This is a genomic window from Psychrobacter sp. R86515, assembly GCF_042466315.1.
In the GTDB taxonomy this organism is placed as follows: domain Bacteria; phylum Pseudomonadota; class Gammaproteobacteria; order Pseudomonadales; family Moraxellaceae; genus Psychrobacter.
In genome coordinates this window covers 2,275,615-2,296,725 of record NZ_JAXHCC010000001.1, presented here as the reverse complement: position 1 = coordinate 2,296,725, position 21,111 = coordinate 2,275,615, and the positions used below count along the sequence as shown (strand labels likewise).

Sequence of the window (21,111 nt, the reverse complement as noted above, 5' to 3'; positions counted from 1 at the left end):
CTATTTTTAATAATAGCACCTCTACAGGTTTGTTTACTCACAATAAAGAAGGATTCGTTATGCCAATAAATACAACCACAATTATTGATGGTGGCATGGGACGAGAATTGGCGAAGCGCGGTGCACCGTTTCGTCAACCTGAATGGTCAGCACTGGCAATGATAGAAGCGCCAGAGATCGTTCGTGATGTACACCGTGCTTATATTAAGAGCGGCGCGGCAGTCATCACGACCAACAGTTACGCGCTAGTACCTTTTCATATCGGTGAGGAACGTTTTGCGGCGCAAGCACAAGATTTGGCAGCAGCATCAGGTGAAATGGCACGTGCAGCAGTGACACTAGAAGGCGCAGCAACCAAAGTAGCAGGCTCTATCCCGCCACTGTTTGGCTCCTACCGTGCAGACTTGTTTGATGCTGACCACGTAGAGGATATCGCTACCCCACTGATCAAAGGTTTAAACCCGTATGTAGACTTTTGGCTCGCTGAGACTCAGAGTCTAATCACTGAGTCTATCGCTGTTCGTGAGCTACTTAGTACGCTAGATACGGACAATAAACCGCTATGGGTAGCTTTTACCTTAGAAGACAGTATGGATATCGATGTGCCACGTCTGCGTTCAGGAGAAGCCGTCGAGGAAGCCGTAGCAACGATGGCTGCTCTCGATGTCGAGGCAATACTCTTTAACTGCTGCCAACCTGATGTCATCGAACAAGCACTAGATGTCGCGCAAACTGTACTGCAGGCAAAACAAGCGCAGCATATCAAACTTGGCGCTTATGCCAATGCCTTCCCGCCGCAACCAAAAAATGCCGCAGCAAATGATACGCTTAATGAAGTGCGTGATGATTTGACCCCGCCTGCCTATTTGCTCTGGGCACAAAAGTGGCAAGCACAAGGTGCTTCATTAATCGGCGGCTGCTGCGGTATTGGTCCTGAGCATATTCAGGAATTAAGCCAACATTTCACTGCTACTGCTTAAATATAGGCTGATCTGAATATAGAAAAATGTAAGATAATTAGAATATTGAGTTAATCATGCCGACGACCATCGACTGTTATTTGATGGTTGGCATGTTTCTGGTCATGGAGCTAGGGCTGTAAGCGTATCGAAAATTCTAGTAGCAGCTACAGGCTTGAATGAAATTATCGACTAGCTTGTTATAAGTACGCGTATTGTATTCTTAACAGTCTACCCTCTTTCCCGCTACCCTGAAGTCTGTCTACCCGTTTGTATCAGTAGGACCCCACTTAAAATCAGTACCAACGCTATAATTTCTAAGCTGGTGATGTCCTCGCCAATTAACGCGCCAATGATTACAGCAACGACTGGAGCAATATAAGTAGCACCAGCAGCCCGCACTGAACCTAACGTCTCAATAATAAAATAATAAATCAAAAAAGCAGCGCCAGTACCCAAAGCACCCAGACCAAGTATCGTTCCCCACATTGCCCTAGTATCTGTCGTCAGCTGGGTTATACCATCAAAATCAATGAGTACGGAAAGCGTTATGACGGCTAACCCCACTTGCCAAGTGGCTAACGCTAGTGGTGGCAATCTCAGAGGAGACAGATAGCGCCGCGCATACACAAAAGATGCACCCACACTCAAAGATCCTGCCAACATCCATAAAACGCCAACGAGTGAGACACCAGTAGCGCCTTGCCATGGTCGCGCACTTAATGCGATACCAGCAAATCCTAGCGCAAGTCCAATCGCCATTTGCTTGGTCGGACGCTCTTCAGGTAAGAACAGCGCCGCGCCTAAAAAGGTAAATATAGGGATTGAGCCACTTAATAGACCTGCAATGCTACTGGGCAATAGCGCCGTACCTGCGACAAATCCATAATAGTAAAAAGACGTTGCAAGCACTGACATCACTATAAAGTGTGGCAAATGCTGTAGCTGCGCCCGAGTAATTACTTTGCTGTGCCAGGCAACGGCAACCAATGGTAAGAACCCAAATAGCAGGCGTAAAAATACGGTTTGTGAGGGACTGATTAGAGCCGTCGCCCATTTCATAAAAATGAAATTCGACCCCCAGATGACACCAAGTAGCACCAGTGCAGCATATGCTCGAAACATAACATTGGCCTTAATAAATAGATGAGCTGCTTTTTTCAAGCAGCTAGCGTCGACAGTGTTTTATTGCTTGTATTAACAGTCTTGTATCAATAGGCTTGTATTGATTGACCCGTTACACAGAGCGAATGACGCCACCATCAACCCGTATATTTTGACCAGTGATATATCCAGCAGCTTCGGATAATAAAAAAGCAATCGTTGAGGCGATCTCTTCAGAGGTGCCATAACGTCCCATCGGCACACTTTCACGGCGCTCATCGACTTCAGGCAAGCTATCAATCCAGCCGGGTAAGACATTGTTAATGCGTATACCTTTTGCCGCATAATCGTCAGAGAATATCTTGGTAAAAGCGCCAAGGCTGGCACGAAAAGCCGTTGACGTAGGAAAAAGCGCAGTCGGCTGCGTTACCCAAGAGGTAGATATATTGACGATAGCACCGCTACCCTGTGAGACCATGATGGGCGTGACCAAACGAATTGCGCGTACCACACTAAGAAAATAAACCTTTAGCCCTTTATGCCAATCCTCATCAGTGATGTCCAAGATCGGTGCGCGCGGGCCGTGACCAGCAGAGTTTACAAGCGCATCAATACGTCCCCACTGTTGCATCGCCGAATCAACCAAACGTTGTACATCTTCATTAATAAGGTTGGAGCCAGTAACACCAATGCCGCCGAGCTCCTTTGCCAATGCTTCACCTTTGCCAGAGGAAGATAAAATAGCGACATGATAACCATCTGCTGCAAGTTTGCGAGCAGCAGCAGCACCCATGCCTGATCCACCTGCGGTGATAAGCGCTACTTTTCTTGTCGTTGTCGTGTTATTCATCTGCCTTTCTCCATTAGTTATCGTTTTATCTATCATAACCAATAAAATCAAATTCCTAACATCATAATAAAAGATGCTAGACTGTAGAAAATCTACAGTCTAGGAAAACAAAGTGCCAAACAATCATCGTACGTTGCCACCGCTCAATGCCTTACGCGCATTTGAGGCTGCAGGGCGTCATCTTAATTTTCGGGCGGCGGCTGATGAGCTGTTTGTGACACAAGGCGCGGTCGCTCAGCAGGTAAGAATGCTAGAGGAGCATATCGGCTTTCCTTTGTTTCAAAGACTACCAAGAGGCGTGGCGCTCACAAGCCAAGGTTCTGTTTACTTTGCAGAAGTTACGCGCGCTTTTAAGATTTTGGATAAAGCAACAGCTCAGCTACTCAGAGAACCTAAGACTGTCACTATCAGCGTGACACCGACTTTTGCCACTAAGCTATTATTGCCGCGCTTATCTGCTTTGACTGCTGCGGTCCCTGATGTCGAGTTGCGTACTGTAGCGACCGAGTCCGTTGCAGATTTTGACCGTGATCAGGTAGATATCGCGGTACGCCTGACACGCCCACCATTCCCTGCGGCATTTGATACTCAGCTACTGTTTAAACAAACGCTTGTAGCCGTGGCCAGCCCTCACTTAATGGCCAATAGAGAACTGCCCATGTCACTTGAAGTGCTACAAGAGATGCCATTGCTCCATGACTCACATCATCATTGGCCACGATTTTTTGGTACCACAGATAAGCTAGCTGGCGCTGTATTTAATCAAACCGCTTTGGCTTTAGATGCAGCGCTAGCGGGTCAAGGTGTTGCGATTGCTTGTCAGGCTTTTGTACAAGCGGATTTGAATGCAGGAAGATTGGTTCAGGTAAGTGAGTCAACGCTAACAGTCGATCTAGATTATTATCTCGTTCGCAAAAAGAGTTCGTCATCAACACCGACTGTCGACGCTGTCTGGAACTGGTGTATCACTCATTTAGCACTGGCTTGATTTAGTCAGGGATAGCTAAGCATTAAGCTAAACGTCAATATAAATAATCTAATCTCAAACTTATTAACGTAATTAGCTTCTGAGGCTAACTACGATTTTAGTCGTGCTTTTCTATCCCACTACAGCCGTTCTTCAGCATAACGATGCAGACCTTCCTACTTTCTTATCCTCATCTTTTTTCCTCGTTTTATCTTTTTACTAACTACCCTAACTCAGAAGTAAAGTACAGCTACCTATCCCCTTCTCAATCAAAAAACGCCCTATTTTTACGCGATTAAAATACTAAGTTTTTATGTCACATTACGTACAACTTACACAGTTAATTTATCACAAACAATTATCGGCTAAATCATTACTTAATTTTGTATTAGTATGCATTGGTATTCATTAAATGACTGAGGATACAAGTACTTACATTACCTATAAGCATACTCTTCTTTATATAAATTTTAACTTGTTGTATATGCCTAAGGACCAGACATGACTGCTAACACACAAGAAGCTTTGACTAGCGCAGCACTCAGTTTTCAATTGATGACGCGAGCTGAGCCTCCAGAGTTGGTTATTGCCACAATAAAGTCGTTATTAGCAGTAAAAGAAGCACGCGATGAGATATTGATTATCGATAATAATAATAAAGAGACGTCGTTATATGAGCCGTTGGCAGCATTTTGCCAGAGCTTAAACGCTGAGCTGAATGTCCATTTTTATCACATCGATCGTGTCGAAGGATTCAAAGCGGGCGCTTTGAACTTGGCACTTGGGTTAATGAGTCCAGACTGTAGTCACATTGTGGTGGTCGATAGTGATTACCAAGCATTACCACATGCGAGAGCCTCTATTATGCAGGCTATCGCCCAATATCCTGAGCATACCCTACTGCAATTTCCACAGTTTTATCGTAATGAAGGACAGCTGGATGCCCATAGTGAGTTGAACCACTATTTTAATCATCATCTGTATCGCTCTTTTAATCGCAATCGCGCCTTATCAACGGGTACTTACGCTGTCATTCGACGATCGGATCTTTTGAGCATAGGAGGCTGGTCAGGCGCTTCTATCACTGAAGATGCTCAGATGGGCGTGCTTATGCATCGACAAGGTTTTCGCAGTCAGTTTGTGCCAGAAGTCATTGCCACGGGTTTACTGCCTAACACACTAGATGACCTAATATGTCAACGTCGACGTTGGATTTACGGCAATATGCAAGTGCTCACGGATTACCTGTCAGTTCCGTACAACTCTCCAGTTCAGTATGTCTCGCAATCTAAAAGTATGAGTGAACGTCTAGCCTATATACGCGCTCATCTATCTCAATTAAGTGCTTGGGTAAACTTCACAGGGTTCTTTATTCTTTTGCATATCTGCTCATTACTGGTAACGGTTGATATGCTTTCAATAAATAAAGCTGACGTGTCAATGCTTGCACCTTTATATCTGGTTTATGCAGGCTACATATTTTTTATCCTTAGACGGTTGTGGGCTTACTGCCGTGATCAATCGCCTCTCAATCAACAAGTAGATGACAGCCATCAGCCACGTTTTAGCAGAAAAATACGTGCATGGTTGATGCATTTGAACTTTTGGGAAATTGGTGCCTTGTCATGGCTTCCGGTGCTGTGGGGACGAGAGAAACCTTTTGTCTGTACGCCGAAACAGAACTATATCCAAAGTCGTCAGTCATTACTCCTTAAGAATATAGCAGCGTTACCAAAACTGCTATTGGTGCTAAATATCATTACAGTCCTAGTTGTAGCGCCATTTTCACCGCTCTACTCACCAGTACTATTTATCTGTGCAGTGGCAGTCTGTATTCTAAAACTAAGCGCAGCCAAGGTCGCAATGAATAATTTCTCTGATGCTCGGGCAGATATGCCAAGTATGAGTAAGGTTCTTAAGCAGACTTTAAAAGTAGCCCATGAAAAGAAGACGACTATCACGACATCTTATGCGACGTCTTTATTTAAAGATAAAAAAACCATCGATTCGTAAAAGTCAGTACTTATAAAAAGAATACTTATAAAGATAGCGATTCATAAAAACTTGCGATTTATATAAGCCAGTTTTGAACCAAGGTCATTCTATTGTCTTTAATCGTTTCTATACTAGGCTCCCTATACACCACTCTACTAACCATAACGCTCATAGCCATGATGCTTATAACTATAAAGGTCTTAAAAACATGATTAGGTCTTCGAATTCACCGCTACGTATTGCCATTATTGCGCATTCACTGTATCCCATTGCCCAGCCTTACGCGGGTGGTCTAGAAATGATTACCCAATTGATTTGTGATGAGCTAGTGACGCAAGGTCATGAGGTATTGCTTTACGCTCATAAAGATAGCGAGACGAAAGCAACGTTGGTGCCATTATTGACTCGTCATGAGTTTAATAAGATGGTCTATGATAATGAGCATGAAACGGTCGCCATGGGCCGTGAAGAGATGTATCAATATCTCACTTATCAGATAGCCTTACGAGATATTATCGAACGTGATGAGCGCGGTGAGATTGATATCGTACATAACCACAGTCTGCATCATATTCCGATGATGACAGGCCAAGCGTTTGGCGAAAGGTTTTTTACCACTTTTCATACGCCTATTTTTCCACAGTTACGTTTAGCGATTTTAACACTGCGCGCTGGTACAACCACTCAATTTACAGCAATTAGTAAGCACCAACAGCAGTTATTCGCTGAGTTTGTCCCTTCACAAGTGGTGTATAACGGCATCGATGTCGAATCCTTTATTGCCAATACAGAATCGCTTGGCAATACTGATGGTAGCGATGACGAAATATATTTTTGGTATGGGCGTATCTGCCCTGAGAAAGGCACTCATTTAGCCATGCGGTACTGTATGGAAGCTGGGAAGAAACTTATCATTGCAGGACCTAAAAGCAACGAAGATTACTTCAATCAAAAAATAGCCCCTTTATTATTTAAAGACAGTAAGAATGGCGATGACAAACTATTCAGTTACGTAGGTCATGTCACCAAGGACGAGATTAATAGTTATTTGTGCCAAGCAACTGCCATGCTATTTACCAGTACTTGGGACGAGCCATACGGATTGACCTTAGCTGAGAGTCTGGCATGTGGCACACCAGTCATTGGTTTCGATGCTGGAGCCAGTGCAGAAATTATTACTCCAGAGACAGGAGTCATCGTACCTAAGAAAGACAAAGCCGCCTTTATCAATGGTTTTGCTACGATTAAAAACATATCACGCCAAGCCTGCCGTGACCGTGCTTTGCAGTTTTGTTCAGTGTCAGCCATGGTAGACGGCTATCTGGCACTGTACCGAGCAGCGTTAAAAAATAGAACTGCGTTAATAGAAGACAATTCAGAAAGTTATATCAACAATATCAACAGCTATGAGCTCTCTGATTTAACAAAAGACTCCCTGCAGTTTTTCAATCAGGCCATTCAAGCACCAGTTGAAACTGATAATGATCTTGTTAGCTTTTCTGAGGGATCGTAATGATGCGTATTGGATATTATGCTCATCATCACGGCTCAGGACATTGCCGACAGGCAGACAAACTGGCTGCATTGCTACCTAATGATGCAAGAGCGCAATTAACGGTATTTACGAGCTTAGATATAAATAGCTATCGTTTTACCGCTATTGATGAACAACAAACCATACGTTTGAATGCAGAAGATGAACGACCCGACGACATATTAGCAGGTCGTGCAGGACAGTACTGGCAACCAGCCAGCCTACACTACTCGCCCGTAGGCAATAGTGACATTCAAAAACGCAGTCACCAAATACTAGACACTATTTTTCAACGTAAGATTGATTTGATGATTATCGATGTCAGCGTCGAGGTGGCGATGCTCTGTCGTGCGGCAAGTATTCCTTACCTTTACGTTAGGCTTCCAGGTATTCGCGATGATGCACCACATTTGGGTGCTTTTGCTGGTGCGCTTGCCTTATTAGCTCCTTATCCTAAAGCGTTAGAGTCTACCCAAACATCTGAGTGGATCTGTAATAAAACGCTCTATCTTGACTTTATTTACTCTCAAAAATCTGAGTCATACACTTATGAGAGCTTTATAAATATTTTGGCAAAATTGAGCGTAGGTGGCGAAATTTCTGCGCCTAAATCTACCCGCCTACCATCTAACAAGGCTCAATTAACAGACAAGTCCGGAGCTACAACACCTATTATCACCGTCATTAAAGGCTATGGTGGACACAAAGCGATTGACGAAAAATTACCAGAGTTGCGCTCACTACTACCAAATGCATTAATCATCTCTCTCGGGCCTATAGACGATGACAAACGGTGTTATGTCGATATCTCAACTGAGGTAGATGACGTCACACCATTTATTTGCCATAGCGATTATCTGATGATGGCCTGTGGCCTAAACGCTGTCGCGCAAGCGTATCATTACGATGCGCCGCTCATAGTAGTGCCTGATGACAGGCCACATAATGAACAAGCCGTCATGGCTGAAGCGTTAGTCGCTCAAAACAAAGCGCTAAATTGGCAGCAGTTTAAAACCTTAATGAGCGTCAATAATGGTCAATCTGAATCTATTGCCCAAACAATTCATGGCCGAAGCAAACCATACCCTACTACCTCGGTTGATAGCATTGAAGAAAATAACAGTGAGGAAAATAGCATTGAGGAAATCAACGCAGTTACGCCAACAGCTGCTCAAGCGTTCATGCATAGCACCACTGCTTACCCTACTACCAAGCGTTGGTTTGAAAACTGGTTACTCCCTCGACTCAACTTAACATCTGAATCAACAATTAAAAACTGACTGATCAAAAATAACAAGCAACTTGATAGCGAGGTAAAGATAAGCAATGACCATTCAGCCAACGAGTAATGCTAGTACGACTTCTGATACTGTACCGATGACCGTCATTACGACTTGCTATGGTCGTAATCGTCATCTCTACAACCTGCTCAGCAGTCTAGAAAATAGTAGTGTGAAGCCAGCCGAAGTCATTATCGTCAACGACGACGCCGATCCCAATCGGTTAGCTGAATTCTCATCAAATATCGTGAAGTTACCAACTACGGTCAAATCAGCTGTAAATGATGGTGGTGATACTACAACTACAGAGTTTGATATCGGACATAATCGCAATCTTGGAGCGTTGCAGGCAACTCACGATATGCTGATTTTTTTGGATGTTGATTGTATCGTAGCGCCTACGTTTATTGAGCAAATGTATGAGAAGCTTTTGCAATATCCTAATGCGCTTTTGATGGGTCAACCGCGTTATCTAACGCGACCTTTATCAGTAGAAGAAAATGCACAATTAAAAATTAATCATCTGCCTTTCTCTGTTTTAGACGAGCTGTCTGCCTATAACCCTTATCGTTATAATTTTGATGAAGCTGACTCATATCCTACTGCAACAGAGCAAACAGCTATCAAACAGACTGATGACTATGGTGCATTCTGGAGTCTATGCTTCGCTATCAAGCGACAGACTTTTGATAAAATTGGCGGTTTTGACACCCAATATACAGGTTATGGTGCAGAGGATACCGATTTTGCTTTTACAGCACGCCGATTAGATATCGATTTTTACCTTACTGCTGATATCGCTTATCATCAGCAGCACAGTGTCTACCGGCCACCTCTTAATCATTTGGACAGTATCATTGTCAATGCCAATCGCTTCTATCAAAAATGGCACTGTTGGCCCATGGCAGGATGGCTGTCCCAATTTTCCGATATGGAACTGATTGATTGGACCGAAGAACAGTCATCACTGATAGTCGTACGACGAGAGCCTAATGACAAAGAGGTAGAGCTTTCTCATTGTCCAGATGCTCCTTATGTTTAACTATTTCTAGCTAATGAAAACTTAGTTAATCAATATCCTAGTACCGATGAATAGTCACTCCTGTAGGTGGTCGATTCATTTCCTGACGCTCAAAATTCCAGTTATGTCCATGCCAAAAGTGAGCAGTTTTATCATTGTCATTGAAGCCGATCATTACTATCTCTAACGGTAGTTTCGTGTTTTGAATATGGTGTAAGTATGCTCGAGCTGCCAGCATCAGCCGATACAATAAAAAACCGGATGAGGGTGCTGACGAATGAATATCGGTGAAGTATGGATAGTCAGCAACGACTTCATGACGCTCTGATAGCACACTGTGATAGGTAGGGCTTGATAATAGTTTTTGCATGTTCGAAGGAATATCTAAGATGCGCTGAGTAGTGATAGGATCATCATTGGGGCTTGGATCATCAGCTAATATTGGAAACTGATAAGGCTGGTTGCTCGTTAATATCCCTAGCGGGGCGGTCTCTGACATTTGCTCCATCACTGATATATGATTGCTTCTAGGTGGTAGGCCAAAATGCAGCTTACTATCACCAATCTGCCGAAAAAACAGCAATTTAGGTAATAAACTAGCTAACTGATGGCTGGCAAAAAAATCAGCGTGAATAAAGTGATTAAATAACACCAAAACATCATTGGGCTGTAACAACATCTCAAACTGCGTCGTAGTCACAGCAGGATTATTTGCAATCAGAATGACTCGTTTAGATTGCTCTAGTGCAGTCTGTATAACGACTGGTAGCGTTAAGAAAGCAGACTTCGCTGTGCTTATATTATCAAATGTATATTTGCTATTCTCTGACAGCGCGATACTCTGTTTAAGTGTTGGTTTTTCTGTATTAGACTCTATATTAGACATGGCAACCTTAGTTAATGTAAATTTTTGATTGCTACTTTAGCATTATTAGCGATTTTTATAGACAAAGCTTTACCTCTATTGTGCACGGATAAAGCCTTATCTTAATAATAATCTACTACTTTCTACTTATTTAATTTAAAAATCATATTTTGCCATTATCTCAATTTGCTGACCTGCTGGCATCCATGGGAATGTCGTTACGTCCTGATTTCTCCACTCAATACCTAAATCTAAATCTGGTAAATACTCATAGATAAGGTTTGCGCTTTTTACATTAGCAGAAGTATCTGCCGCATCGTCTACATTTACCTCACCATAACGCAAGTTGCCACGCAGCGTTTGGGTAAATTGATGCTTATATCCTACGCTATAGCCAGTTTGCGAGATAAGCTTCCCATCCTCGGCATCACAGTCTACGCCGCCATTCATAACTAGCGGCCCGCCAACACAGATGGCAGAATAAGCACCCATGCCTTTACCACTGTATATACTGGCATGGAGTGAATCTTTACCCAATGTCAGCTTGCCAGCTAAAGAAACACCGATACCCACATCTGAACCATCTCCGTTCTCAGCATCACGAGCCGTGACAGCCACGTTATAGTCAAAGTTAGATATCTTATCTTTGTAGCTTACCACCATATCAGGCAGGCTCGCATTATCATAAACAGGGTCTTGCGCCGTAAAACGTAGCCCCTTATAAGTATAGTGCAACGTCAAATCTGGACGAATATAAGAACCACCACCAGAGGCTGTGCCCAAACCAGTACCCCAGAAGTCAAGCTGCTCCGTAGACAGAGGCGCCACTGCCAAAAACTGACCGTTCCAAGTCTTACCCACTGTCAAATCATCAACCTGAACATAAGCATGACGCAAGCGTAGATTTGAGCCACCCTTGGCGTAATCACCATAAAAATCACCTTCGACAAACCCCGTGAGTTTTTTATCATCTACCGACTTGGTCGTCTTAACATTGATACGAGACTGGCGTAAATTACCCTTAAATTCCGACTCGCCTTCATCAGGAGAGTTAAAAGCACCTTCTGCTTTGATGTAACCACCGATACTCAAAGTCGTGTCGCCTGTTGTCACAAGATCGATTGCTTGTGCAGATACGCATGTTACAACCGTAGCAAAACCTACAGCTAACCTTTTTATATAAAGCATCATTCATCTATTCCCTGTTTTATGTTGATATCCTTATCAATCCAATTGCTACTACATTTTCTTTAATCCATAAAAATAAATAATCCCTTTATATGAAAATTAACTTCTTCTTAATAAGTACTTCCTAATTAAAAACCCCAATCATAATTTGACCGATATATTGGGTGTTACGCTTTTTGATTAATATTCTCTAACACAGCAATCGCTTCTTTTTGCGACTCATCGATCGGCTTTTTTTGCCCACTCAATTTATCGAGATATACCAACACCGACTCACCGATTGCAACGACTATTTTCTGCACTGTACTGTAATAGGTATATTCATGAATCAGACTTGAATTACCGATTTTTTTCACCTTGACGCCAATCCATAACTCATCAGGATAAGCAACCGATTTGAGGTATCGACATGACGAGGCTGCCATCACCGAAGACGTCTGTTCGTTAAATAAACCAAGCCGCCTGTTGTAGTAGATACGAGCGTTTTGAGCATATTCGTAATAAACCACATTATTGACATGACCAAAGGAGTCCATATCACCCCATTCCACTTGCTGAGGATAAATAACGGTAAAGTCATGCAATGGGTGATTATCATCGCTTGTGACAATCTCTTGTATTTCTGGGAACGTAGGCGCAGCTTCCATAGTTTCTCTCTTTTTATTAGACAGGTTTTGTTATAGAGATGATGAGTGTGACTCAGGGTGCTCGTGACTCACACACCTCCCCTATCCCTAGCATTCAGTCAAACACTAGGGTTTATGCAAGTTTTCACTTTTGTCAGAGTCGATTTGATGGTGACCGGATTGTTTGATTAGATGAGATTTTCTGAGTACATCGAACGCATGCGTTTTTTATCGAGTTTACCGACGCTGGTTTTTGGCATGTCTGATAGAAATCTCACTTCACTTGGCACACCGTATTTTGGCAGATGACCTCTCTCTACTGCTTGATGACCCAATGCCAAAATATCTTCCATTTTTGTGTCGATATGGTCTGGTTTTAGCACGATCAATGCCAAAGGACGCTCACCCCAACGCTCATCTGGCACACCAATCACCGCGATATCAGCCACACTCGGATGAAAGGACAAAATGGTTTCGACCTCAAGCGAGGATACCCATTCGCCGCCAGATTTAATGACATCTTTGAGCCTATCTGTGATGCTTAGCGTACCATCAGAGGTCATGCAGGCGATATCTTGAGTATGCATCCAGCCGCCTTTCCATAACTCATTACCTGCGTCAGGATTTTTAAAATAACTTTGGGTCAACCAAGGCGCGCGTATCACAAGCTCGCCTGTCGATTTGCCATCCATGGGTTGTGGTTTGCCGTTTTCATCCCAAATTTCCATCGAAACTAGCATAATGGGTGAACCTGACAGACAACGATAGTTAAGGTTATCCTCTAGCGTCATCGACTCTGTTTTGTCATCAAATACTGCTCGAGACAGTACAGGGCAAGACTCTGACATACCAAATCCTGACATAAATTCGATACCGCACTCGATAGCTGCTTTGGCTAAGCCCTCATTGAGCTTTGAGCCACCTAGTAACAGTTTAAGATCTTCAAATTTTCGACCGCGCTCTGCCATTTCTTTGAGAAGCATCTGCAATATTGCTGGGACACCATGTGATAGCGTGACTTTGTGCTCCTCAATCAAATCGACTAATTTTGGTGCCAGATATCTCCCGGGATATACTTGCTTGAGCCCTATCATGGTTGCGCCATACGGCCAGCACCACGCATGTACATGGAACAAAGGCGTCATCGGCATATAGACATCGTTGTAGCGCGCGCCTTGACCTTCAGCATTGAGCGCTGATGCCAGTGTGCTTGCCATCGTCTGTAGTACGATCTGACGATGAGTAAAGAAAACCCCTTTCGGATCACCTGTCGTGCCACTGGTGTAGAACGTAGTAGCGATGGTATTTTCATCAAAGTCTGGGAAGTCAAACTCATCACTAGCGGCGGTCAACAGTGCCTCATATTCGCCATCGACATAGTCTGGCAGCTCAGCTTTCTCACCACCCACTTTGTCACCTTCTGCATCATCAGCCCACATTACATGCTCAATAGAAGGCGCATCGTCACGATAGTCTTTAATCATCGGCGCAAATTCAGCATTCAACAATAAGGCTTTTGGCGCAGCATGGTTGACGGTATATAGCACTTTTTCTTCAGACAGACGCACATTAACGGTTTGCAAAATCATTCCCGACATTGGTACTGCAAAGTATGCCTCAAGATAACGATGACTGTCCCAGTCCATGACCGCGACCACGTCACCTGCCTGCAAGCCCATATTTTTTAATACATTGGCCAAGCGATTAATACGTTTAAAAAACTCAGCATAGGTATAAGTGACTTTGTCCGCATAGCTGATGGTTTGGTTGGTAGAGGCGATTTTGGCGCGGTTTAGTAGCTGTTTGATAATTAACGGAAACCCATACGCTTCTTCGGCTTGATGGTAGTTATCGTGTTCGTTGAGTATGGTTGTCATGGTATCTTCCTTGATAATAAATTGTCCTTGATATAGTCAATCCTCTGTAAAAAAGTGACAGCGTTAACCTCACTTGAAGTATCACAGTTACATCTGCGCTCGGTTGCCTTGCATCTCTTCTAAATTGAATCAACTATAATCAGTAATGGGGCTAGCGTGCTTTTGAGTCTCAAACGCGTTCTATCACCATAGCAAGCCCTTGCCCAATACCAATACACAAGCTAACCACGGCATATTTGCCACCTGTGCGCTGTAGCTCTCGAGCGGTACTCAAGGCAATTCTGGCACCTGATGCGCCAAGCGGATGGCCGACAGCGATGGCGCCACCATTGGGATTGACACGCTTATCATCAAAGTCAATATCTAACCCTTTTAGGCAGCCAAGAACTTGAGAAGCAAAAGCTTCATTAATCTCAATAATAGACATGTCATCAATGGTCAGATCCGCACGCTTTAGTGCTAGCTTAATTGCTTCAACAGGACCCACGCCCATGATATTGGGTTCAACACCCATTGCACCTGATGATAGGATCTTGGCAATCGGTTTAAAGCCTAGCTTTTTTTCTGCTTGCTTTGAGCCAATGATGAGCGCGGCAGCACCATCGTTGATGCCAGAGGCATTACCTGCGGTGACGATTCCATCTTTATTTAACGGTTTGAGCTTTTGTAGTGCTTCAATATTAGAGCTGGCACGAGGATGCTCATCTTCCGTGACTATTTTTGCAGGCAATTTCTTACCTTGGGGTACGGTGATAGGTGTTATCTCATCGTCAAAAAACCCTGCTTGCTTGGCAGCTTGGTACTTAGCTTGTGATGCGGCTGCAAACTTATCGGCTTCCTCGCGCGTAATACCATACTTCTGCGCAACATTATCGCCCGTCTGCGGCATGGTATCACTGCCGAACTGCTCAATGATTTTTGGGTTGGGGAAACGGCTACCAATGGTCGTATCAAATACTTTGAAGTCACGGCTAAAAGGCTGTTCTGTCTTGGCAAATACAAACGGTGCACGCGTCATCGACTCGACCCCACCCGCTAAAATAATATCCCCTTCATTGCACGTAATACTGCGTGCAGCATCGACCACAGTAGACAGACCTGACGCACATAGACGGTTGACTGTCTGACCTGGCGTGGTGACATCCAGTCCTGCTAACAAAGCCGCGTTACGTGCGATATTGCGAGAGTCCTCACCCGCTTGGTTGGCACTGCCTAGCAACACTTCATCAAAGATATCAGCAGATAGCTGGTGCTTTTCGACCAACGCTTTCATCACGGTGGCGACCAAATCATCAGCACGTACGGTTGCTAATGCGCCAACATATCGACCAAAAGGACTTCTTAATCCATCATAAATATAGGCATCTAACATAACGTTTCCTTGTCGTATTTCTAACTCTGAATAATAAATTTATGGTTTAGCAATATTGCTGTGTCGTCAATATTAGTAAGTGTTTTGCTGAGTAAACAATGACATGTCAAGCTTGGCTCGGCGTTGCAGCCAAGGGCTTGGGCGATAGCGCGGATCGCCTGTCAGTCCGTAGATGCGCTCTAAAATAAGCAATATACGCGAGGCCCCAAGATGGTCGCCCCAAGAGATAGGACCATATGGATAACCTAGCCCAAGCTTGACGGCATTATCGATGTCTTCAGGTGAAGCAATCCCTTGCATAGCAATGTCACAACCAAGGTTAATCACCATAGCGACCACACGTTGTGCCACAAAGCCCACGCTTTCGGCAATCAGCGTGGCACCGACTATAGGCTGTGTGGTTGCTTCACTGTCATCCAAGCCCTTACTGAATAACGCATAAGCTTGGGCGACAAATGTTTCCTGCGTGAGGAGACTTGGCATCAAAGTACGATACTTTGCTAGTCCAGTGAGCATATCAATAGCAACGGCTTGCTTAGGATTAACTTGATAACGAATTGCAGCATTGGTCGTATCTTCGCCATAGGGTGCTAGCAGCACCAAACTATCAGGGTTTGGCTTATCGTTGTCATCAATAGTGATACCCTGAGACTTTAGGTAATCAACCAGCTGATTTTTGTCTTCTGCCAGATCAGCGCCAACCCAAACTGAGGTAATAACGGCATCAGATATGAGTGCTTCGGACGACTGATCTTGAGTGGTGGCCGTTGACAACTTCTGACCGTTTTCATAATGATAAAACCCTTCACCAACCTTACGACCAAGCTTTTTACCTACTAGCATTTGACGGGTCAGTGGATGCGGGCGATAACGCGCTTCGTGATAGAACTGATTGTAAATCGACTCCATCACGGGGTGCGATACATCGATACCAGTGAGGTCTAATAGCTCAAACGGCCCCATGCGAAATCCTGCGCCTTCACGCAAAATTCGGTCAATACTCTCAAACGTTGTTACCCCTTCACCTAGTATTTTTAACGCTTCTGTGCCGTACGCTCTACCGCCATGATTGACGATAAAACCCGGTGTGTCTTTTGCTACCACACCTAGATGACCCATACGTTTGGCCAAATCGGAGAGAACGTCAATCACTGATTGCTGAGTAGACAGACCTGGAATGACCTCTACAATTTTCATTAAAGGGACTGGATTAAAGAAGTGAAATCCTGCCACGCGCTCTGGATGATCACAGTCAGCAGCAATTGCGGTCACTGATAAGGAGGAGGTATTGGTCGCCAAAATAGTATCGGTAGTGACCACACCTTCTAACTGGGCAAAAAGCTGTTTTTTGATGTCTAAATTTTCGATAATGGCTTCAACCACTATCTCAGCAGTCGCAATTTGGCTAAGCTCTTGTAGTACGGTCAAATTACTTAAAATATCCTGTAGTTGCTCATCGGTAAACTTGCCTTTAGCAGTTAGTTTTTCTAGAGTACTTTGCAAGGATTGTCGTCCTTGTTCAGCAGCGCCTGATTTGGCGTCATATAAAAGTACTTGGATACCAGCTTGAGCAGCAATTTGAGCAATGCCCATGCCCATAATACCAGTGCCGATAATGGCAATTGTGTTCACAGTCATAATAACTCTCTACATAGTTTGCTATGAAATTTCGGTTCAAAGGTGATAACTTGCTTCAAAAGCGATCACAATGTGGCTTTGAATTAACGTGCTTATGAATTAACGTGCTTATGAATTCACATGCTGATGAATTAACGCAGCTATGGATTAATGCCCTTTGTACTCTGCAGGACGCTTTTCCAAGAAGGCTTTAGCGCCTTCCTTTTGGTCGTGAGTATTGAACAAAATCTGGAAAGCCTTACGCTCTAGAGCCAACGCACCTTCTAAAGGCATATCAACACCCAAATTTGCCACTTCTTTGATTTGCGCTAAGGCAATGGGAGAGTAATGTGATAGCTGCTCAGCAATCTCAATGGCGCGTGTGATAGTAGCCTCATCTTCAACGACTTCAGATACCAGCCCCATTGTGTCCGCCTCATCAGCGCTGATCATATCGCCCGTTAGTACCATCTTCATGGCCTTATGTTTGCCAATCGCGCGAAACAAACGCTGCGTTCCGCCCGCACCTGGCATGAGTCCTATCTTGATTTCGGGTTGACCAAATTTGGCAGACTTGCCTGCGATGATGATGTCAGCATGCATGGCCAACTCACAGCCACCGCCCAGAGCATAACCATTGACGGCAGCAATAATGGGCTTTCGGCAGTTAGTAATGGCATCCCAATAGCGTTCACTATGACGCAGGTACATATCCACTGTACTTGTAGTCAAAAAATCATTGATATCTGCACCAGCGGCAAACACCTTGTCACCACCAGTAAGGACGATCGCTTTGGTTTGTGGGTCATCATTTAGTTGAATGAACAAATCTGCCATTTGCTGACGTAGCTCGCTGTTTAGTGCATTTCGCACTTTGGGGCGATTAAGTCTAACGACACTCACGCCCTCTCCTTTTTTCTCACAAATAATGAGCGGCTCTTCCATGATCGACTCCTTAAACATCATTCTTGCATAAAGTATAAACACCCTAACAAAGCATTTATTTTGAATATTAAATATCGCTATGCGGTATTTAATATCAATATATACTGTTTATTTTGGTTTGTGAAGCATAAAAATTTGATAAATTAGAATAAATTTAAAATAAAAAGCTATATTCAATTATATAAATACCGCAATGCGGTTTTTTAAACCAAAACTATTGTAATTTAATAATTCATCGATTATGCTGTTTATCCAAGGACGTCACATTATTTATTACAGTCACAGAGCCGATATTGATATCAGGCATCAATCAAACAAGGAAGATTCATATGATTAGAGATAAAGAGACCCTCGACCACATCACCCAGACTATTCGTAACTTCGTTAACGATCAACTTATCCCTATGGAACATTGGGTTGCCGAAAATGACCGTCTTCCAGAAGAGATCATTGAGCAAATGCGAGAATTAGGGCTTTTTGGACTGACCATACCTGAAGAGTACGGCGGACTTGGGGTCACTATGGAAGAAGAAGTCACGCTGGCATTTGAGTTAGGACGCACCTCCCCTGCATTTCGCTCATTAATAGGGACAAATAATGGTATTGGCTCATCTGGCCTAGTGATTGATGGCACTGAAGCACAAAAGCAAAAATATCTACCTCGGTTGGCCAGTGGTGAAATCATCGGTTCGTTCTGTTTGACCGAGCCGGAGTCAGGCTCAGATGCCGCCTCATTGAAAACGACCGCTATTAAGGATGGTGATACTTATATCATCAATGGCACCAAGCGTTATATCACCAATGCCCCGCAGGCTGGCGTATTCACTGTCATGGCACGCACCGATCCACAAAACAAACGCTCTGGCGGTATTTCAGCATTTATTGTTGAAAGCGACACGCCTGGTATTACTTTGGGCAAAATTGACAAAAAAATGGGCCAAAAAGGCGCACATACCTGTGATGTGATCTTTGATAATTGCGTCGTACCAGCAGATGCGCTCATCGGCGGTGTTGAGGGTGTTGGCTTTAAAACGGCCATGAAAGTTCTTGATAAAGGACGCTTGCATATTGCGGCAGCCAGTACTGGAGCCGCCACGCGCATGCTGAACGATGCGCTCAATTATGCTGTCGAGCGTAAGCAATTTGGTCAACCGATTGCTAGCTTTCAGCTGATTCAAGGCATGCTCGCTGACTCAAAAGCAGAAATCTATGCTGCTAAATCCATGGTATTAGACGCTGCACGTCTGCGTGACGAAGGCAAAGACGTCGTTACCGAATCCTCATGCGCCAAAATGTTTGCCACCGAGATGTGTGGCCGTGTTGCTGATAGAGCGGTACAGATCCATGGCGGTGCCGGTTATATCGCAGACTACGGTATTGAGCGTTTTTATCGTGATGTACGTCTATATCGTTTGTATGAAGGTACCACACAAATTCAGCAAGTCATTATTGCCCGCAATATGATTAAAGAGGCCAGCGAGTAATCCCTACCACTTTTTCATCCACCAAAATGCACGGCGGTATTTGCTAGGATGCTGATACCGTTCCCCTCTATTTTTACCACTACGCATTAAATTAGTTTTTCATTCTCACAACGTTAAGGATATAAATTGTGAAAAGTGTCGCTATAACTGCAGATCCAAGTATGAGCTCCACCCAAAAACAACCTTGGAAACTGGCCTTTGTTTTTTGTTTTTTAGTTTTACTATGTGATGGGGCTGATATAGGTATTCTTGCCTTTACCTTATCCAGCCTAAAACTAGAGTTTGCACTGACCAATGTACAAGCTGGCGCTCTAGGCAGTTGGTCGTTATTTGGGATGGCAATCGGTGGGTTTTTTGGTGGTTGGGCTTGCGATCGCTTTGGCCGAGTACGTGTCATCGTTCTTGCGACTGGCATGTTCTCTATATTGTCTGGTTTTAGTGGATTGGTGCAGAGCTATGAGCAGTTTGTCACGCTACGGGTTATTGCCTGCTTGGGGCTTGGTAGTCTTTATATCGCTACCAATACGCTTATGTCAGAGATGGTACCTACCAAGCATCGAACCACTGTACTTGCTGCATTAATGACTGGATTTACTTTAGGCTCATTGGTTATCACCAGTGTATCCGCTTGGATCATCCCTAGCTATGGTTGGCGTACACTATATCTACTGACGTTTTTGCCAATACTTTTGGCAGTATCTATGTACTTTTTAGTCCCCGAACCCCAGTCTTGGAAAGACGCTCGAGCACTAAAACTGAGCGGCGCACTAGATACTCTCAAAAAAGCAGAGAACCCATACAAAGCGATAATGGAAAATCCGAAACACCGTATCATGTTTATCCTATGGTCAATGAGTTCAGGACTTTTGTTATTCGGCTATTTTGGTGTCAGTAACTGGCTACCTTCTTATCTAGAAACTGAATTGGGTATCAAGTTCAAAGAAATGGCACTGTATATGGCGGGAACGTACCTGACTATGATGTTTGCCAAAGTCGTGGCTGGATTCATGGCTGATAAAATCGGACGTAAGATAGTATTTGCCTTTGGTACGATGGGCACCGCATTGTTTATTCCTATTCTAGTATATATGCATACTCCAGAAAATATCGGTTGGCTAATGATCACCTTTGGTTTCTTATATGGTATCCCCTATGCCATTAATGCCACCTATCTAACCGAAAGTTTCCCTACTGCTATCCGAGGTACTGCGATCGGTGGTGCATTTAATATTGGACGGCTTGGCTCTGTGATTGCTCCTGTTGCCATTGGTTATATGGCCATGCATAACTCTATTGGCGCAGGTTTATTACTTATGGCAGGGGCATATTTCTTATGTGGTCTTATCCCTACTTTGTTCATTAAAGAAAAGCAGTACGATCCACAACAAGCCTAACCATACCTCTTATAACGTATAACGCTACCGTTC

Annotated in this window: 17 protein-coding genes; 8 read left to right on the top strand and 9 right to left on the bottom strand. The window is 43.8% G+C overall.

Going from position 1 to position 21,111, the window contains the following annotated elements; genetic code table 11:
• Nucleotides 1-59 precede the first annotated feature (59 nt).
• Nucleotides 60-980 carry a homocysteine S-methyltransferase family protein gene (locus tag SJY28_RS09575; protein ID WP_379544264.1) on the top strand — a complete coding sequence of 307 codons (921 nt, stop codon included), beginning with the start codon at nt 60-62 and terminating at the stop codon, nt 978-980.
• A 225-nt stretch (nt 981-1,205) separates the two neighbouring features.
• On the opposite strand, the gene SJY28_RS09570 is transcribed toward SJY28_RS09575, so the two are convergent.
• Both SJY28_RS09570 and SJY28_RS09565 read right to left on the bottom strand, forming a co-directional pair.
• A complete protein-coding gene (locus SJY28_RS09570) occupies nt 1,206-2,084 on the bottom strand; it encodes a DMT family transporter (protein ID WP_341610643.1) in 879 nt (292 codons plus the stop codon).
• A gap of 112 nt (nt 2,085-2,196) precedes the next feature.
• On the bottom strand, nt 2,197-2,913 hold the full coding sequence (locus tag SJY28_RS09565) for an SDR family oxidoreductase (RefSeq protein WP_379544263.1): 717 nt from the start codon (nt 2,911-2,913) through the stop codon (nt 2,197-2,199).
• Between the two features lie 112 nt (nt 2,914-3,025).
• Here SJY28_RS09565 and SJY28_RS09560 point away from each other — a divergent pair, with 112 nt between their 5' ends.
• From SJY28_RS09560 to SJY28_RS09540, 5 genes are all read left to right on the top strand, one after another.
• Entirely contained in the window at nt 3,026-3,901 is an 876-nt protein-coding gene (locus tag SJY28_RS09560; RefSeq protein WP_379544262.1) for a LysR substrate-binding domain-containing protein, read from the top strand.
• Nucleotides 3,902-4,381: 480 nt separating this feature from the next.
• Entirely contained in the window at nt 4,382-5,893 is a 1,512-nt protein-coding gene (locus SJY28_RS09555; protein ID WP_379544261.1) for a glycosyltransferase family 2 protein, read from the top strand.
• 190 nt (nt 5,894-6,083) lie between these two features.
• Complete coding sequence (locus SJY28_RS09550) at nt 6,084-7,388, top strand: glycosyltransferase (protein WP_379544260.1); 1,305 nt, start codon at nt 6,084-6,086, stop codon at nt 7,386-7,388.
• The gene (locus SJY28_RS09545; RefSeq protein ID WP_379544259.1) at nt 7,388-8,689 is read left to right on the top strand and encodes a hypothetical protein; all 1,302 of its coding nucleotides are present in this window, start codon (nt 7,388-7,390) and stop codon (nt 8,687-8,689) included. The genes SJY28_RS09550 and SJY28_RS09545 overlap by 1 nt, the downstream gene beginning before the upstream one ends.
• A gap of 46 nt (nt 8,690-8,735) precedes the next feature.
• Nucleotides 8,736-9,731 carry a glycosyltransferase family 2 protein gene (locus tag SJY28_RS09540; protein WP_379544258.1) on the top strand — a complete coding sequence of 332 codons (996 nt, stop codon included), beginning with the start codon at nt 8,736-8,738 and terminating at the stop codon, nt 9,729-9,731.
• A 37-nt stretch (nt 9,732-9,768) separates the two neighbouring features.
• On the opposite strand, the gene SJY28_RS09535 is transcribed toward SJY28_RS09540, so the two are convergent.
• The 7 genes from SJY28_RS09535 to SJY28_RS09505 form a co-directional block, all read right to left on the bottom strand.
• Nucleotides 9,769-10,596, bottom strand: coding sequence for a hypothetical protein (locus SJY28_RS09535; RefSeq protein ID WP_379544257.1), 828 nt, complete (start codon nt 10,594-10,596; stop codon nt 9,769-9,771).
• 135 nt (nt 10,597-10,731) lie between these two features.
• Entirely contained in the window at nt 10,732-11,766 is a 1,035-nt protein-coding gene (locus SJY28_RS09530) for a hypothetical protein (protein WP_379544256.1), read from the bottom strand.
• Nucleotides 11,767-11,930: 164 nt separating this feature from the next.
• Entirely contained in the window at nt 11,931-12,410 is a 480-nt protein-coding gene (locus SJY28_RS09525) for an acyl-CoA thioesterase (RefSeq protein ID WP_379544255.1), read from the bottom strand.
• Between the two features lie 167 nt (nt 12,411-12,577).
• On the bottom strand, nt 12,578-14,266 hold the full coding sequence (locus tag SJY28_RS09520; RefSeq protein ID WP_379544254.1) for a fatty acid--CoA ligase: 1,689 nt from the start codon (nt 14,264-14,266) through the stop codon (nt 12,578-12,580).
• 169 nt (nt 14,267-14,435) lie between these two features.
• Complete coding sequence (locus SJY28_RS09515) at nt 14,436-15,638, bottom strand: 3-oxoadipyl-CoA thiolase (protein ID WP_379544253.1); 1,203 nt, start codon at nt 15,636-15,638, stop codon at nt 14,436-14,438.
• Nucleotides 15,639-15,710: 72 nt separating this feature from the next.
• Nucleotides 15,711-17,276 carry a 3-hydroxyacyl-CoA dehydrogenase gene (locus SJY28_RS09510; protein ID WP_379544252.1) on the bottom strand — a complete coding sequence of 522 codons (1,566 nt, stop codon included), beginning with the start codon at nt 17,274-17,276 and terminating at the stop codon, nt 15,711-15,713.
• Nucleotides 17,277-17,423: 147 nt separating this feature from the next.
• Nucleotides 17,424-18,200: an enoyl-CoA hydratase gene (locus SJY28_RS09505; protein WP_379544251.1), complete on the bottom strand. Its 777-nt coding sequence runs from the start codon at nt 18,198-18,200 to the stop codon at nt 17,424-17,426.
• 329 nt (nt 18,201-18,529) lie between these two features.
• Here SJY28_RS09505 and SJY28_RS09500 point away from each other — a divergent pair, with 329 nt between their 5' ends.
• Both SJY28_RS09500 and SJY28_RS09495 read left to right on the top strand, forming a co-directional pair.
• Entirely contained in the window at nt 18,530-19,684 is a 1,155-nt protein-coding gene (locus SJY28_RS09500) for an acyl-CoA dehydrogenase family protein (protein WP_101204502.1), read from the top strand.
• Nucleotides 19,685-19,845: 161 nt separating this feature from the next.
• Nucleotides 19,846-21,078, top strand: coding sequence for an MFS transporter (locus SJY28_RS09495; RefSeq protein ID WP_220455972.1), 1,233 nt, complete (start codon nt 19,846-19,848; stop codon nt 21,076-21,078).
• The last annotated feature ends 33 nt before the right edge of the window (nt 21,079-21,111 follow it).